10 protein-coding genes and 1 rRNA gene are annotated in these 16,447 nt (G+C 38.6%); 8 read left to right on the top strand and 3 right to left on the bottom strand.

The genetic code is table 11. From position 1 onward, the window contains the following. Window positions 1-73: 73 nt before the first annotated feature. The 4 genes from AC1RJ8_RS21810 to AC1RJ8_RS21795 are packed head-to-tail and all read left to right on the top strand — an operon-like array spanning window position 74 to window position 3,793. Window positions 74-1,849, top strand: coding sequence for an HU domain-containing protein (locus tag AC1RJ8_RS21810; protein ID WP_492955644.1), 1,776 nt, complete (start codon window positions 74-76; stop codon window positions 1,847-1,849). Next, window positions 1,849-2,553 (top strand): MotA/TolQ/ExbB proton channel family protein, encoded by a 705-nt coding sequence (locus tag AC1RJ8_RS21805; protein ID WP_029279915.1) that lies wholly within the window; start codon window positions 1,849-1,851, stop codon window positions 2,551-2,553. Before AC1RJ8_RS21810 ends, AC1RJ8_RS21805 begins: the two co-directional genes overlap by 1 nt. Then, a complete protein-coding gene (locus AC1RJ8_RS21800) occupies window positions 2,553-2,954 on the top strand; it encodes an ExbD/TolR family protein (protein ID WP_025144642.1) in 402 nt (133 codons plus the stop codon). Before AC1RJ8_RS21805 ends, AC1RJ8_RS21800 begins: the two co-directional genes overlap by 1 nt. Then, window positions 2,954-3,793: an energy transducer TonB gene (locus AC1RJ8_RS21795; RefSeq protein ID WP_492955643.1), complete on the top strand. Its 840-nt coding sequence runs from the start codon at window positions 2,954-2,956 to the stop codon at window positions 3,791-3,793. Before AC1RJ8_RS21800 ends, AC1RJ8_RS21795 begins: the two co-directional genes overlap by 1 nt. A gap of 513 nt (window positions 3,794-4,306) precedes the next feature. Here AC1RJ8_RS21795 and AC1RJ8_RS21790 read toward each other — a convergent pair. After that, on the bottom strand, window positions 4,307-6,988 hold the full coding sequence (locus tag AC1RJ8_RS21790) for a T9SS type B sorting domain-containing protein (protein WP_492955642.1): 2,682 nt from the start codon (window positions 6,986-6,988) through the stop codon (window positions 4,307-4,309). 378 nt (window positions 6,989-7,366) lie between these two features. Here AC1RJ8_RS21790 and AC1RJ8_RS21785 point away from each other — a divergent pair, with 378 nt between their 5' ends. The 4 genes from AC1RJ8_RS21785 to AC1RJ8_RS21770 all read left to right on the top strand — a co-directional run bounded on the left by AC1RJ8_RS21785 (window position 7,367) and on the right by AC1RJ8_RS21770 (window position 14,392). Further along, a complete protein-coding gene (locus AC1RJ8_RS21785; protein ID WP_492955641.1) occupies window positions 7,367-8,656 on the top strand; it encodes a bifunctional folylpolyglutamate synthase/dihydrofolate synthase in 1,290 nt (429 codons plus the stop codon). Between the two features lie 68 nt (window positions 8,657-8,724). Next, on the top strand, window positions 8,725-10,383 hold the full coding sequence (pafA, locus tag AC1RJ8_RS21780) for an alkaline phosphatase PafA (protein ID WP_492955640.1): 1,659 nt from the start codon (window positions 8,725-8,727) through the stop codon (window positions 10,381-10,383). 114 nt (window positions 10,384-10,497) lie between these two features. Continuing rightward, window positions 10,498-10,866: a VOC family protein gene (locus AC1RJ8_RS21775; RefSeq protein WP_492955639.1), complete on the top strand. Its 369-nt coding sequence runs from the start codon at window positions 10,498-10,500 to the stop codon at window positions 10,864-10,866. 130 nt (window positions 10,867-10,996) lie between these two features. Further along, on the top strand, window positions 10,997-14,392 hold the full coding sequence (locus AC1RJ8_RS21770; protein WP_492955638.1) for a methylmalonyl-CoA mutase family protein: 3,396 nt from the start codon (window positions 10,997-10,999) through the stop codon (window positions 14,390-14,392). A gap of 61 nt (window positions 14,393-14,453) precedes the next feature. On the opposite strand, the gene AC1RJ8_RS21765 is transcribed toward AC1RJ8_RS21770, so the two are convergent. Continuing rightward, complete coding sequence (locus AC1RJ8_RS21765) at window positions 14,454-15,434, bottom strand: acyl-ACP desaturase (protein ID WP_440826554.1); 981 nt, start codon at window positions 15,432-15,434, stop codon at window positions 14,454-14,456. Between the two features lie 825 nt (window positions 15,435-16,259). Further along, a 5S ribosomal RNA gene (gene rrf / locus AC1RJ8_RS21760) occupies window positions 16,260-16,371 on the bottom strand. Between the last annotated feature and the right edge of the window lie 76 nt (window positions 16,372-16,447).

Genomic DNA, 16,447 nt, shown 5'->3' with positions numbered 1-16,447 from the left:
GTGTAATAGCACCCATAGACACTATTTGAAGGTAGAATATAATTTTTAATTTTAAACGCTTAATTTTACCCGAATGGATATCTTATCATACCTATTAGAACTCTTGCAGCAACGCAAAGAAGTTGGTATTACCGGCTTGGGCACATTTTATAAAAAGAAATACCCGGGAAGATACGATAAGGAAAAACAAACGTTTTTGCCTCCCGGATATACGCTGCAATTTTCAGCAGAAGTAACAGAAGAAGACGCTTTAGCCAATTTCATTTCAGCTAAAACAAACAGCACCTCAGAAGATGCCCGCAATCACATTGCCCAGTTTGTTGAAGAAGTAAATCAAAAACTAGAATTAGATCATGAGGCCGAACTTCAAAATACTGGCCGCTTATTTTTTACCGAACAAGGATTAGGTTTCGAACCGGTTAAAAATATAAACTATGGTTCTGAATTTTATGGGCTTCCGTCATTGGCAGAAACCGCAATTGAGGAAACAAAAATCGATTCACCTCAACAAGAGGAAGAGGTTTACGACGAAATTGCTGAAGCACCAGTGGTAGCATCACCATTTGAGAATAAATCATACCAGGCTCCGGTAATCGAAAATGTAGAACTGGATGAAGTTAAAGATGATCTTAAAAACACCTTAAAACATTCAGAAAATCCTACAGAAGAAATTGTTGAAGCGCCAGAATTTATTAAAGAACAGCACGAAGAACATCCAAACCGTTTTGGCCATACACCAGAATCGGAGGTAGAAAATATCGCCGCTGAGCAACATGCGATTGAAACGCCTGAATCTGATGAGGTGCAAAACGAAGCAAATACAATTGAAAATACACCTGAAGAAGAGGTAGAAAATACTAATGCCGAACCTGAAGCAGTGGAAGTTCCCGAATCAATTGTGGCGCAGCACGAAGAGCATCCAGACCGTTTTGGTCATACGCCAGAATCGGAAGTAGAAAATATCGCTGCCGAAAACCAGACAATTGAGACACCTGAATCTGACGATGTTCAAGATGAAATAATTGCTACAGAAAATACCTCAACGCCTGAAGAAGCCAATACAATAGCGGTACCAGAAACAGTTATTCTACCAAATGAGCCTTCAAGTCGTTTTTCTCTTAGGTCGGAAACGGAGGAACCTAAAACATATATCAATTTAGAAGAGGAAGCTAAAAAAGAAGAACCTGTAATTGAAGCCCCCGCATTTATAAAAGAACAACATGCAGAGCATCCTAACCGTTTTGGTCACGATCCGATTGAACATGGAGACGAAACGCGACAAGGTATGTCTACCTGGTTGATGATTACCATTGCAGTGTTAGCTTTGGTTGTTATTGCAGCAATAACCTATTTGGTTAAACCAGAATTATTTACAGGTGAAACGACCGAAGCGGTAAAGCCAGCACAAGTAATTATTGATTCGCCAAAGGTTGTTGTTGATACCCTAAAAGCAAAACAGGATTCAATAGCCAAAACAGATAGTATTTTAAAAGCCAACCAAGTTCAGAAAAAAGCAGATACAGCCAAAAAAGTAGAGGTAAAACCTGTAGTTAAGCCAGCTACCGAAACACCAAAAGAAAATAAAGTTGTACCAAACACCGGTCCTTCTACGTTTGATGTTATTGCTGCATCTTATAAAACCGTTGCAGGAGCCGAAAAATATATTGCCATAGTTAAAGCCCGAGGTTTAAATGCTAAAATTGCAAATATGGCAGGCCCATGGAAAAAAGTAAGCATTGCGAGTTTTAAAACACAAAAAGAGGCTGAGGAGCAGAAAGATATTTTACAGAAAAAACTAAAAGGAAAAGGGTTTTACGTACAACAAATATTTAACAACACACAACCATAATGATAACTTTATTAATTCAGGACACCACACAAGCATTACAAGACACAGCAAATGCGGTTAACCAAGCAGTAACACAACCACAGCCAGAACTACATTTTATCGATCTGCTTTTTAAAGGCGGCTGGGTAATGGTTCCATTGGCTTTTTTAGCTTTGTTAGCCTTAGTTATTTTCTTCGAACGTTATTTAACCATTAAAAAAGCAACTAAAGACGAATCGAACCTAATGGGTCAGATCAGGTCTTATATCCAATCGGGAAATTTAGAGGGTGCAATGTCGCTTTTAAGAAATAATAATTCTCCCCTTTCGCGCATGTTGCAAAAAGGATTAAAACGCATTGGTCGCCCGATTAAAGATATCGAAGGTGCGATTGAAAATGTTGGTAAATTAGAGGTTTCCAAATTAGAGAAGAACATCAGTATATTGGGTATTGTTGCAGGTATTGCACCAATGCTTGGTTTCGTCGGTACAATTGTGGGGGTAATTACCATTTTCCACCAGGTATCAATAAAAGGTGCGATCGAAATCGGTACCATTTCTGGTGGTTTATATACCAAAATGATTACTTCTGCAACCGGATTGATTATCGGTATTATTGCTTACGTACTGTATCACATTTTAAACATTATGGTTGAAAAAATCATCCTTAAAATGGAAACCGATGCAATTGATTTTATTGATTTACTAGAAGAACCAGGCAAATAATGAATTTACGCAAAAGAACAAAAGGATCGGTAGAAGTACATACTTCAGCGTTGAACGATATTATGTTCTTCCTGATGTTGTTTTTCCTATTGGCCTCTGCCGTGGTAAATCCAACCGTGGTTAAGTTATTATTGCCGCAATCATCTAGCGGACAGCAATCTACCGCCAAAAAAGCAGTTACCGTTACGATAGACGAAAATTTAAAATATTTCGTTGAAAAGAAACCCGTTAGCATTGAAGAATTAGAGCCAACCCTGGCATCATACCAAAAATTGGCTCCAGATATGACCATTCTTTTATATGTATCGCGTAACGTAACTTATCAGGATGGATTTGTAGTAAACGATATTGCCAATAAATTAAAATTAAAACTTGTTGTAGCCGTTGAGCCTAAAAAATAATGAACCACAAAGCACAAAACGTACCTAACGAGGAAAATAATTACCCTAAGGCCATTGCCATAGCAAGCGGAATTATGGGCTTTTTATTGTTAATCAGCTTTTTTATCGTGATTGGCTCGTTCCAGCCACCTGAAGAAGTGGGTATGGGTGGTATGGTTGTAAATTATGGAACTTCTGCAGAAGGAATGGGCGATGATTATACCAGTATTGAAGAACCGTCGGCAGATCCAAATGCCAATGGCAAAGCGCCTGATAAGGTAACGCCGGAAGAAAAAGTAACCCCAACCACCTCTACAGAAAATACTGAAAAGGAAATTCAGACACAAAATACGGAAGATGCCATTGCCGTAAATACCAAACCTACAAAACCGACTACAGCGGCACCAACTCCGGTAACTGAAGATAAGCCATCTAAACCGGTAATTAACCAAAATGCGCTTTACAAAGGCAAAAAAAATACTGGTCAGGGTCAGGGAGATGGAACTGGAAAAACACCAGGAAACCAAGGTGATAAAGATGGCGATCCATTGGCATCAAATTATGGAGAAGGTGGTTCTGGAAATGGCAATGTACAATTATCATTGGCAAGCAGAAAATTCATCGATATTCCAAGGATACAGGATGATGGACAAAGCGCAGGAAAAATTGCCGTTCAAATCCGGGTGGATAAAAATGGTAAGGTGGTTCAGGCCCGTGCAGGTGCAAAAGGCACTACCTTATCTGATTTAGCACTTTGGCGGAAATGTGAACAGGCTGTATTAGGCGCAAGTTTAAACAAATTGGAATCAGCACCAGATGTACAAACGGGGATTGTAATGTTCAACTTTAAAGTGAAATAAAAAAATATCCATGGTCTTTATTATTTATGCTGTCAGATATTACTATCTGACAGAAGACTTATTTCAGATCTGGTAATCAATAATGGAATTCTTCAATAAAGGATTATTCTCAATTATACCTAATACCAGTCAGATGTTACCATCTGACTGCACATCTACCATGATCTGTGTATCACAGGCCATCAAAATAAATTAAAGACTTCCGAAGTTTCCCCAACACAAGTCAGCAAAACTTCGGAAGAAATCTTCTCATTTCGTTTCATAATAACTCCAGTCAACTTATATTTGACACATATTACTAACTACCAACAAACGCTTGATTTTTTATTATTGTTCTGTTAGATATTACTATCTGACATAAGACTTATCTGCTATCTAGCAATTTCACCAAAATTCTCGGTAAACAATTATAACCAATTATAAACTGATTACCAGTCAGATGGTAACATCTGACAGCACGTCCAACATCTTAACAATTACTCGCTAAAATAATTAATCAACACAATTAACGAGCTATCGAATTAAAGTAACCGATCCCTTTTTAATTATCTTTTTGTTCTCCTGAGTAGTAAAAGATGCAATCCAAAAATAAACCCCAACAGGAACTAGCTGTCCTTTGTAATCCCCATTCCAGGCATCATATAATTTATTTGAAGAAAAGATAATTACTCCTCTCCTGTCAAAAATCTGCATCTGAAAATTAAAAGCCCTACTTCCTTCTTTTGCTTTAAAGCTATCGTTCACATTGTCAGAATTTGGGCTAAAAGCAGTAGGGAATGAGATATCATTACAGGCTTCTGTTTCTAAGGAAACACTAAATTCATCAACAATACAGCCATTTGGTTTCAGAATAGAAAAAGTATAATTCCCTTCAAACAATCCCGAAAAAACGTAATTACCTGGATAGACTACTCCATTATACCTAATATTATAATCTGCTGAACGGTTACCAATAGAAAATGAGATTTCCCCAGTTAAATCACAAACAGGATTTTTAGCATTAACAATCGAATGGGGTTTGGTTAATGAATAATCTGGAACCACAACAGTTCGATATTCTGCTGGTGCACCACCAGATGCTTTTACTTCAATGTCGTAGCTCCCCGGACTAAGCATATTAAAAACACCGGTATTATTTGATATTGAATTATTAAGTGTGAATGTATAGGTTTCTGGAATTGGTGGACAATTAACTTTTATAAAGCCTTTTCCAAGAACATTACATTCAGCCATGATTTCAATATTATTGATTACAATCGGGCAGGGTTCATAAACCAGCGTTTTATTTACTTCATCAACAATACAGCCATTAAGTTTTAAAATTGTGAAAGGGTAATCTCCTTCAATCAAACCTGAAAAAACGTGGTTGCCGGGATAAACCATTCCCTTATGTTTTACATTATAATCAGCAGAATTTGTCCCTATAGAAAATGATATCTCTCCCTTCATGTCGCAGGCAGGGTTTTTAGCATTAATTTTAGTAACAGGCTTCGTTAATGAATAATCGGGTACCATAACCGTTCTGGTAACTGAGGCTGCCCCGCCAGATGCTTTTACTTCAACGACATAAATTCCGGGGCTAAGCATATTAAACACACCGCTGCTATTGGATACCGAATTATCAAGGGTAAATGTATAAGTTTCTGGAATTGGCGGACAATTAATTTTGATAAACCCTTTTCCCAAAACATTGCATTCCTGAAGGATTTCGATATTATTGATTACGATTGGACAAGGCTCATAAACCAATTCTACATCATACTCATCAATTAGGCAGTTCTCTTTATTCAGCACAATAAAATGATAGTTCCCCACCTCCAGGTTAGTAAATTTATGATCGTAGGGTAAAATATCAGTTTTGAGTTTGATTCTATAATTAGCACTACCTGTGAAAGAATTAAATTGTATAGCTCCCTTACTCGAGCAAGCTGGATTTACTTTGGTAAAAGAAAAGTTTGGTTGTAACTGCTTATAATCAGGCACAGTTACAGTAGTTTCAAATTCATCTTCATCCGAATTAATTTTAAGGGTGTAAGCGCCGGAAGCTAAATTTTTAAATATCCCGGTAGAATTACTAATTGTATTATTTATCGTGTAGGTATAGGCTGCAGTGTGTGTTTTTGTTAATACATTGATAATACCCTGATGAAAAGCATCACACTGTTGTACTACATCAACCTGATCAAATTGGATTTTACATTTATCCCGCCCAACAACAATATCCCGTTCATCAATTTTGCATCCATACTTATTTACAATTTCAAAGTGATTGGATTTGCCACTTAATAAATTAGATATAGTACTATTAAGTGGATATAACTTTCCATCTAACTTGATCTGGTAACCACTGTTCTGGTCGGGCGAGCTAAAAGTAATTTCACCCAGCGTTTCGCAAAGCTGATTTTTGATCTGCCAGCTGTAAATAGGTTTTATCAAATTAACCTCAGGCACATCAACAGTTGTGGTATAGGAATCGGATGCAGAACTGATAGAAAGTGTATACTGACCTTTGGATAAACCAACGAACTTACCTGTCGTATTGGTAACGCCATTCAAAGTATAGGTAAAATCTTCAAGGTGAGGAGCTGTAATAACATCTACATTTGCTGTATTTCCAGAATTGCAATCTTGATTAATATCTACTCTTTCGAATTCTATTCCAATAATACTTCCATCTTCTACCATACTTGCGGCATCAAGAACTGTATATGGAAGTGTTCCCACCACGCCAACCATTTTTTGGTTTTCTATATCGAACTCAATTATATTGGTTTGGGTACCTAAATATTGTAACCCATAAACCGTATTTTTCTTAACACCAGATGAAACACTAACGATCCCATAAAGGGGGATATTTCCAGGCAATGGAATATGAAGGGTACTTTTATTAGGTTCTTTAACATTAATCTTTACTATCCCTTGGTAGGCCGCCATGTAAAGGTCTTTTTTATAAAAACAGACATCTCCTGTAGGTGAATAATTCAGTAAACCTAAGGCCTCTGACTTTCCCGTATTAATATCTGTACTGAATAAATAACCAGAACAATAATATAACTTATTATCAGCACCAAGGGTTAGTGAATTTGAGCCTGACATACCTAAAAATAAACGCCTGCAATTTTCAATACCATTTTCTTTTACATCCGCAGTGTATATTTCAGAATTTCTGAACCAAAACAAATTATTCTTATTCATTGCGATTGAAAAATACTGATCACCAGGTGAACATCCCACTATTTTTGTAGATTTTACCCCTTCGCTTGTAAATTCAACCTTGTAAAGGTCGCTTGCCCCTTTAGAATAGTCCATAGAACTTACATAAAAAGTTTGAGCTGCGAGTTTGAAGCAACAGACCAGGAGTACTAAAAGAATTAGATTGATTTTATTAATCACTATTATTGAGACCGTTAAATAATCCGCAAATATAACAACATAAGCATACAACACCATAATAAAATCTAACTAAGGACTCACAAAAGGTTTCACTAACGCAATCCATCATCAAAATTGAGAAGTCCGTCTGCAACTCCAATTTGAACTTCAAACCTCAATAACTTATATTTGACACATATTATGAACTACCAACAAACGCTTGATTTTTTATACAGTAAACTCCCCATGTTTACCCGCGTTGGCGCATCTGCTTTCAAAAAAGATTTAACCAATACCATTATTCTTTGCGAAGCCCTGGGTAATCCGCAGGATAAATTTAAAAGTATCCATGTGGCGGGTACAAATGGAAAAGGCTCAACATCACACATGCTTGCTTCGGTATTGCAGGCACAAGGATATAAAACAGGTTTGTACACTTCTCCCCACTTAAAAGATTTCCGAGAGCGCATCCGCATCAACGGAAAAATGATGAGTAAAACTGAAGTTGTATCGTTCGTAAAAGGCCAACAAAAATTGATCGAAAAAACCGAGCCTTCCTTTTTCGAGGTAACCGTTGCCATGGCATTCGATCATTTTGCTAAACACGAGGTAGATGTGGCTGTAATTGAAGTGGGTTTAGGCGGAAGGTTAGATTCGACCAACATCATTACCCCGCAAATTTCGGTCATCACTAATATCAGCCTCGATCACATGAATATGCTAGGCAATACACTTGCAGAAATTGCTGGCGAAAAAGCAGGTATCATTAAAAAGAATATCCCAGTCGTTATTGGCGAAACACAGGAAGAATCAGCTCCGGTTTTTATCAATAAAGCTAAAGCAGTGGCTGCTCCAATTGTTTTTGCTGACGCCGTATTAACTGCTCAGGATTTTAAGATCAGGAACAATAAACTTTCCCTATCTGTTTATCAGAACGGTGAGATCAAATATAAGGGTCTTCAAAGCGATCTTACCGGTGTTTATCAGCACAAAAATATTTTAACCGTATTAGAAGCCCTCACTCTACTTAACGAGAAAACGGAAATTAAAATCGATCAGGAAGCGATTCACAAAGGAATAAGCCAGGTTAAAAAACAAACAGGTTTACAGGGACGTTGGCAAACCTTGAGTAAAAACCCTTTGGTCATCTGTGATACCGGCCACAATGAAGCAGGAATTACAGAGGTGATTAAAAACATCGCACAAACCCCTTATCAAAACTTACATGTTGTTTTTGGAATGGTAAAGGATAAAGATATTTCGAAAGTTTTATCCCTAATGCCAAAAAATGCCACTTACTATTTCTGCAAGCCAGATTTAGAACGCGGTTTGGCAGCAGATGAGCTTAAAGAACAGGCAGCAACATTTAATCTAAATGGCAGCAGTTATGCATCGGTAGCCGAAGCAAAAGAAAAGGCCATACAATCTGCCGATCCAAAAGACCTGGTTTTTATTGGTGGAAGTACATTTGTAGTAGCCGAAGCGATATAAAATCTTTACATAAACTTCAAAATATCTTCACTTAAAAGTTATTACTTTAGCCCTTTAACTAAAACACAATGAAGAAAATATTCTGTCTAATCTTTTCCATTTCTATTTTTTCGATCGCACTCTCCTCAGCCCAAACTAAAAAACCTACTACAGCACAGCCTAAAGCATTTGCTACCGAAGTTGCCCGCCCTAAATTGGTAGTTGGCTTAGTGGTTGACCAAATGCGTTGGGATTATTTATACCGCTATTATAACCGCTATACCAATGGTGGCTTTAAAAGATTAATTAATGAAGGTTTTTCTGTAGAAAATACTTTTATTCCTTATACGCCGACTTATACAGCATGCGGCCACACCTGCATTTATACAGGTTCGGTTCCAGCTGTTCATGGTATTATTGGTAACGATTGGTACGATCCTGAAACCAAAAAAAATGTATATTGTACAGAAGATTCCTCAGTATCAACTGTTGGCAGTACGCCTTCATCTGAAGGAAATATGTCTCCTAAAAATATGTTGACCACTACCATTACTGATGAGTTGAGGTTAGCCACAAACTTTAAAGGTAAAGTAATCGGTATTTCATTAAAAGATAGAGGCTCAATCCTTCCAGCTGGCCACGCGGCAAATGCAGCATATTGGTATCAGGGCAGCACCGGAAACTGGATTACCAGCACTTATTATATGAAAGAAGTGCCAACCTGGATCGCCGATTACAATAAATTGAAATTAGCAAACAAGTTCTATGCAAAGAACTGGGAAACATTGTATCCAATGAATAGCTATGTTAATAGTACAGCAGATGAGAAAGCTTACGAAGGCAAATCAAGCACATTCCCTCATCAGCTTACCCAAAATATTGATAAAAATTTCGATGCCATCAGAAGCACACCTTACGGCAATACCATCACCTTAGATCTTGCCAAATTAGCGGTCCTTTCAGAAGATCTGGGACAAGATAACATTACCGATTTCTTAGCCGTAAGCTGCTCATCTACTGATTATGTTGGTCACGCTTATGGGCCGAACTCAGTAGAGGCAGAAGATACTTATTTACGTTTAGACAAAGATTTCGAAGAATTTTTCAACTACCTGGATAAAAAAGTAGGTAAAGGAAATTATACGGTATTTTTAACTGCTGATCATGGTGCCGCGCATGTACCAGGCTTTATGCAAGAGAACAAATTACCTTCCGGCGTAGTAAGTGACCGTGATATTGCAAACAAATTAAATACTTACTTAAATGATAAATTTAAAGTAAACAATCTGGTTTTAAAATCTCAGAACAACCAGATCATTTTCGACCATGATAAAACCGATAAAGGTGATGTGAGTTTCGATGTGATTAAATCAGCATCGGTAGAATTCTTAAAAAGATTGGATGGATTCCAAAATGCTGTAGATATTGCTAAAATATCACAAAGCACACTTCAGGAAATTCAGAAAAAAATGATTACCAACGGATACAATGCCCGTAGAAGTGGCGATATCTACTATGTTTTACAACCAAACTGGTTTAACGGTGGCAGTACAGGCACCACGCATGGAAACTGGAACCCATACGATTCGCACATTCCATTGGTTTTTATGGGCTGGGGAATCAAAGCCGGAGCCTCTAATAAAACGCATTACATGACCGATATTGCACCAACGCTGGCAGCACTGCTCCATATTCAGATGCCGAATGGTAATGTTGGAGAACCGATCACAGAGATCACAAATAAATAATTTAAAAAACTACGCTCACCAGCGTAGTTTTTTTGTTTTAACACATTTAGACTAACTACTATAATGGTCTCAGATGACTTAGGTGGTAATTAGATTTTTTCTTATTTTAACATCATGCCAAACTATATTGCAACCAAGCTTACACCCATGCTCGAATCGCATGACATGCAGGCAACGCTAAAATTCTACACAGAGGCTTTAAACTTTACTTGTGCGGCAAAATTCGATGATCTGAGCTGGTTAAGCCTGCAAAAAGACAATATAGAAATCATGTTCTCTATCCCCAATGCCCATCGCAATATCTCCAAAGCGATTATGAGTGGCTCACTTTACATTAAAACAAACGAAGTAGAAACCCTCTGGGAAAGTTTAAAAGATATCTGCAAAATCTGTTACCCACTCGAAGATTTCGAATATGGCATGAGGGAATTTGCCATTTACGACAATAACGGTTATTTACTGCAGTTCGGGCAGGATTTATAGCTGAACCAAAAGCCATAACGGTATAGGGTATTCGCTATTTAAGCTGCTTATTTTAGTACATTTGCATACCAAATATATTTGGAAACAAGGATCGGTAATCAGCGAATACCGCCCCCTAAAATCCCATAGTATGCAACAAGTAGAAATCTATAAGCCTAAAAATAAAATCCGTTTTGTAACCGCTGCTTCACTTTTCGACGGACACGATGCAACCATTAACATCATGCGCCGAATCCTACAATCTTCAGGAGCTGAAGTTATTCACCTTGGCCATAACAGATCGGTTGATGAAGTGGTAAACTGTGCCATACAGGAAGATGTTCAGGGAATTGCAATGACTTCTTATCAAGGCGGGCACATTGAATATTTTAAATACATGTACGATCTTCTTCAAGAAAGAGGATCAGGTCACATTAAAATATTTGCAGGTGGCGGTGGTGTAATCTTACCTTCCGAAATTGAAGAACTCCAGGCTTATGGGATTTCTAAAATCTACTCGCCCGATGATGGTCGTAAGATGGGTTTGCAGGGCATGATCAATGATATGCTGATACAAACCGATTTCATCACCACAGCCAACATCACCAATGAACTCGAAACCATCCCAACAAAAGATATCAAAGCTATTGCAGGAGCCATTACCGTTGCAGAAAATGATCCCGAAGGCGCACAAAAATTTGTAGATGAATTAAAAAAATTATCAAAAAATAATACCGCCCCTATTTTAGGCATTACAGGTACTGGTGGCGCCGGAAAATCATCTTTGGTAGATGAACTTGTTCGTCGTTTCTTGGTAGAAGTGAAAGATAAAACCTTAGCGATTATCTCCATCGATCCATCAAAAAGAAAAACTGGAGGCGCATTATTAGGCGATCGTATCCGGATGAATGCCATCAATAACCCTAGGGTTTACATGCGTTCTTTAGCAACCAGGCAGGCCAACCTTGCACTATCCAAAAACGTTCAGGAAAGTATCGATATCTGCAAAGCCGCTGGTTACGATTTAATTATTGTAGAAACCTCTGGAATTGGCCAGTCGGATACCGAAATTACCGAACACTGTGATGTTTCCCTATACGTAATGACCCCAGAATTTGGTGCAGCCACGCAACTGGAAAAAATAGACATGTTGGATTTTGCTGATTTGGTAGCCATTAACAAATTTGATAAAAGAGGTGCTTTAGATGCCTTGCGCGATGTGCGCAAGCAATACAAGCGCAACCACAATATTTTCGATGCAAAGGATGATGAAATTCCTGTTTATGGCACCATGGCTTCGCAATTTAATGATCCGGGCATGAATAACTTATTTGTTGCTTTAATGAAGCAGATCAAGTTAAAGACCGGAACTGATTTTAAGGCCAAAATGGAACTCACTTCAGATCAATCAGAGAAAATTTACATTATACCTCCCGATCGCATCCGATATCTGGCAGAAATTGCTGAATCCAGTCAAACGTATAATGAATGGGTAGATAAACAGGCTACTATCGCCCGCAAAATGTATCAATTGAAAGGTGTAATTGATCTGGCTGGCGATATTAATTCCCCTCTCCTAGAGGGGTGTCCGCAGGACGGGGTGTTAAAAAACTTAAATACAACATATGCTTTCTTCGAAGAACAATTAGATGGCGAATGCAAACGTTTATTACGCCAATGGCCTGATACCAAAAGAGCTTACAAAGAAGAATTTTTCATTTATAAAGTCCGCGATAAAGAGATTAAACAACCCTTATTTTACGAATCACTTTCAAAACTGAATATACCGAAAGTCTCTTTGCCGAGGTATGAAGATTGGGGTGATATATTAAGGTGGCTGCTAACCGAAAACCTTCCGGGCGAATTTCCATATGCGGCAGGTGTATTCCCATTAAAAAGAGAAGGAGAAGATCCGACTAGGATGTTTGCAGGAGAAGGCGGCCCCGAGAGAACCAATAAACGTTTCCACTATGTTTCATTAGGTCAGCCAGCGCACCGTTTATCCACTGCTTTCGATTCGGTTACCCTTTATGGCGAAGATCCGCACATCCGGCCGGATATCTATGGAAAAATCGGAAATTCTGGTGTAAGTATCGCCACTTTGGATGATGCTAAAAAACTGTATTCGGGTTTTGATCTTTGTGCGCCATCAACCTCTGTATCCATGACCATTAACGGCCCGGCTCCGATGCTGTTAGGCTTTTTCATGAATGCTGCGATCGATCAGCAATGTGAAAAATACATTATCGAAAATGATTTAACGGAAGAAATCCAGGCCAAAATTAATTCAATCTATAAAGCAAAAAATATAACGCGACCAACCTATAATGGTGCTTTACCAGAAGGAAACAATGGCTTGGGCTTAATGCTTTTGGGCCTTACCGGCGATCAGGTTTTACCTGCTGATGTTTATGCTAAGATTAGGGCAAGAGCCATCAGCTCGGTTAGAGGGACGGTTCAGGCCGATATTTTAAAAGAAGACCAGGCACAGAATACCTGTATCTTCTCTACAGAATTTGCCTTAAGGATGATGGGCGATATCCAGAAATATTTCATCGATGAAAAAGTAAGGAATTTCTATTCCGTATCCATTTCAGGCTATCACATTGCCGAAGCAGGTGCTAATCCAATTTCGCAGCTTGCCTTTACTTTAAGCAATGGATTTACCTTTGTAGAATATTATTTGAGCAGGGGCATGCACATTGATGATTTTGCACCTAACCTATCTTTCTTCTTCTCCAATGGTATCGATCCGGAATATGCCGTTATCGGTCGCGTAGCCAGAAGGATCTGGGCCAAAGCCATTAAAAACAAGTATAAGGGAAATGATCGCTCGCAGAAACTTAAATACCATATACAAACTTCTGGCCGTTCGTTACATGCGCAGGAAATCGATTTTAATGATATCCGCACTACTTTACAAGCCCTTTATGCCATTTACGATAACTGTAATTCGCTACATACCAATGCTTATGATGAAGCCATTACTACACCTACTGAAGAATCAGTTCGGAGAGCAATGGCCATTCAGTTGATCATTAATAGAGAATTGGGATTGGCCAAGAATGAGAACCCATTGCAGGGCGCCTTTATCATTGAAGAATTAACCGATCTGGTAGAAGACGCTGTACTTGCCGAATTTAAACGCATCAATGATCGCGGCGGGGTTTTGGGTGCCATGGAAACGATGTATCAGCGTGGAAAAATTCAGGAAGAAAGTCTGTATTACGAAACGCTTAAACATACAGGCGAATACCCTATTGTCGGCGTAAATACCTTTTTAAACAAGAATGGTTCCCCTACTATTGTTCCCGGTGAGGTAATCCGTGCTACAGAAGAAGAAAAACAATATCAGATTTCAGCATTACAAAAGTTCCAGGATCGTAATGCAGACCGTGCAGCAGATCTCTTAAAACAGCTTCAAAAATCGGCTATTGCCGGCGACAATATTTTTGAACAGCTCATGGAGGTTTGTAAAATATGTTCATTAGGCCAGATCAGTAAAGCACTTTACGAAGTTGGCGGCCAATACAGAAGAAACATGTAATAAAAAAGCCTTTATCAAATTGATAAGGGCTCACTATAATTTTAATTAAAGATTCAAATATCTAACCAGCAATCCAGGTAAATTTATAATCTATAGTAGGGTTTTTCATTCGCTCGGCAACACGTAGTAAACGTGAAGGTAAAGCCATAATGTAATCGCGGGCTTTTTCACCAGCTTCATTTAAATCGCGCATGCCCTCAATTTTCCAGTCTTCAATCAATTGTTGCATAATTTCAACATAGTCAATCGCAGTATATACCCCTAAACGTTGTGCAGCATCTGTAAAGTGGCCAAATGTTTGGCCAATTTTTAAACCAACTTCACGTAAGAAATGAGCCGGCATCACGATTTTCTTGCGCATCATATCTTCAAAAGCCAACATTGCTTCATTAGGATCTACCTCAAAAATACGGTTCATGAAATCTTTATAAGCTTTTGCGTGTCTGGCCTCGTCTGATGCAATTACACCACACATTCTAGACAATAACGTATCGCCGTCTTTTTTAGCCAAAGAAGCTACCCGTCTGTGCGATACATTGGTAGCCAGTTCTTGAAAAGAGGTATAGATAAAGTTACGGTATGGATCATGTCCAGTGCCAATATCGAAACCATCAGCAATAAGATATTGTGTTGAAATTTCCATTTGGCGCATATCAACACGACCTGATAGGTATAAATATTTATTTAGTAAGTCACCATGACGGTTTTCCTCTGCAGTCCAATGGCGAACCCATTTCATCCAGCCACCTTCTTCGTCTCTGCTATGTCCATCAACCATGGCTAACCACGATTCGTATGTTGGTAAAGCTTCCTCGGTAATGGTATCGCCAATTAAAACGGCTACTAAATCGTAAGAAAGGTCTTTTGCATTATCCCTTAGAATTCTTACATCTTGATAAAATGTTTCACTAGTAGAATCTGGTAAAAAATCAGAAGGTTGCCAATTGGTATCGATCGGTTTCAAATAAGTTCCCATCGACTCCAGCATATATTTTTCAATATGCAACATTACTTCTCTTCTTTTATCTGCAAAAAAACTCATTACTTATACTTATATTTTTGTTAAAAGCAAAGATAACCAAATATTGTGGCAAACCTTATGATATTAACATATTTAGCGCTAAATCAGTTTTAAATAGTGCTGAAATTATCAACATTGACACATATGGTTTTATTTATTGTATACAAATTGTTTAAGGAAGAAATGTAAAGTGTTTACTCATGGGTTATTATTTTTATAATCTGGAGCGCAATAGCAGTAAAATGTAGGTTGGGTTCCGCCCTGCTGTCCGCTGCAATCCTTTTGGGAAACCCCTTGGATAAACAATCTACCGCTGCCCAAAAGGGATTTCCGCTGCCATCAGGGCTATTGAACCTGGGCCAGTAGTGTAAAATTCAGCGGAGATCAGCGTAATCTGCGGGAACAAAACCTTAACTCCTCCTTACTATCAGATGATTGATATTTTAACGATCTGGAGCGCAATAGCAGTAAAACGTAGGTCGGGTTCCGTCCTGCTATCCGCTGCAATCCTTTTGGGAAACCCCTTATGATAAACAAGCTACCTATGCCCAAAACGATTTCCGCTGCCATCAGGGCTATTGAACCTGGGCCAGTAGTGTAAAACTCAGCGGAGATCAGCGTAATCTGCGTAAACAGGCCCTTAACTTTTCTGAACTCCTTAAAACGGTAGTAATAAGCCCCGTTACAGTTTTCCACCATTAAGGAATTAAGGCCATTAAGAAAACCAGGGCAAAGCTATAGCCCGACTTTTCTCAACTGCTTAACGGTAAAAAAATAACGGCAGGAACCGAATGGCTATAAACCAAGAAAACCCTTCAACATTGCTGTTAAAGGGTTTCTTTTAAGATCTGGCACCGACCTACTCTCCCACGTGTTACCGCAGTACCATCGGCTCTGGTGGGCTTAACTTCTCTGTTCGGAATGGGAAGAGGTGGACACCACCGATATAGGCACCTAAATATTTTTAAATAAGGTTGAGGGAGCGAGGGTTTAAGGGAGGGAGGGTTGCCTTCCGCCTTTCCACCTTCGGCCTT

It is taken from the genome of Pedobacter sp. GW822-FHT03F06 (genome assembly GCF_058801365.1).
This window is presented reverse-complemented; position numbering and strand designations above follow the sequence as displayed.

What these genes read in the sequence shown, in the direction of transcription:
- AC1RJ8_RS21810 (WP_492955644.1), top strand. Translation starts at nt 74, where the DNA reads ATGGATATCTTATCATACCTATTAGAACTCTTGCAGCAACGCAAAGAA.
- AC1RJ8_RS21805 (WP_029279915.1), top strand. Translation starts at nt 1,849, where the DNA reads ATGATAACTTTATTAATTCAGGACACCACACAAGCATTACAAGACACA.
- AC1RJ8_RS21800 (WP_025144642.1), top strand. Translation starts at nt 2,553, where the DNA reads ATGAATTTACGCAAAAGAACAAAAGGATCGGTAGAAGTACATACTTCA.
- AC1RJ8_RS21795 (WP_492955643.1), top strand. Translation starts at nt 2,954, where the DNA reads ATGAACCACAAAGCACAAAACGTACCTAACGAGGAAAATAATTACCCT.
- AC1RJ8_RS21790 (WP_492955642.1), bottom strand. Translation starts at nt 6,988, where the DNA reads ATGAATAAGAATAATTTGTTTTGGTTCAGAAATTCTGAAATATACACT.
- AC1RJ8_RS21785 (WP_492955641.1), top strand. Translation starts at nt 7,367, where the DNA reads ATGAACTACCAACAAACGCTTGATTTTTTATACAGTAAACTCCCCATG.
- pafA (WP_492955640.1), top strand. Translation starts at nt 8,725, where the DNA reads ATGAAGAAAATATTCTGTCTAATCTTTTCCATTTCTATTTTTTCGATC.
- AC1RJ8_RS21775 (WP_492955639.1), top strand. Translation starts at nt 10,498, where the DNA reads ATGCCAAACTATATTGCAACCAAGCTTACACCCATGCTCGAATCGCAT.
- AC1RJ8_RS21770 (WP_492955638.1), top strand. Translation starts at nt 10,997, where the DNA reads ATGCAACAAGTAGAAATCTATAAGCCTAAAAATAAAATCCGTTTTGTA.
- AC1RJ8_RS21765 (WP_440826554.1), bottom strand. Translation starts at nt 15,434, where the DNA reads ATGAGTTTTTTTGCAGATAAAAGAAGAGAAGTAATGTTGCATATTGAA.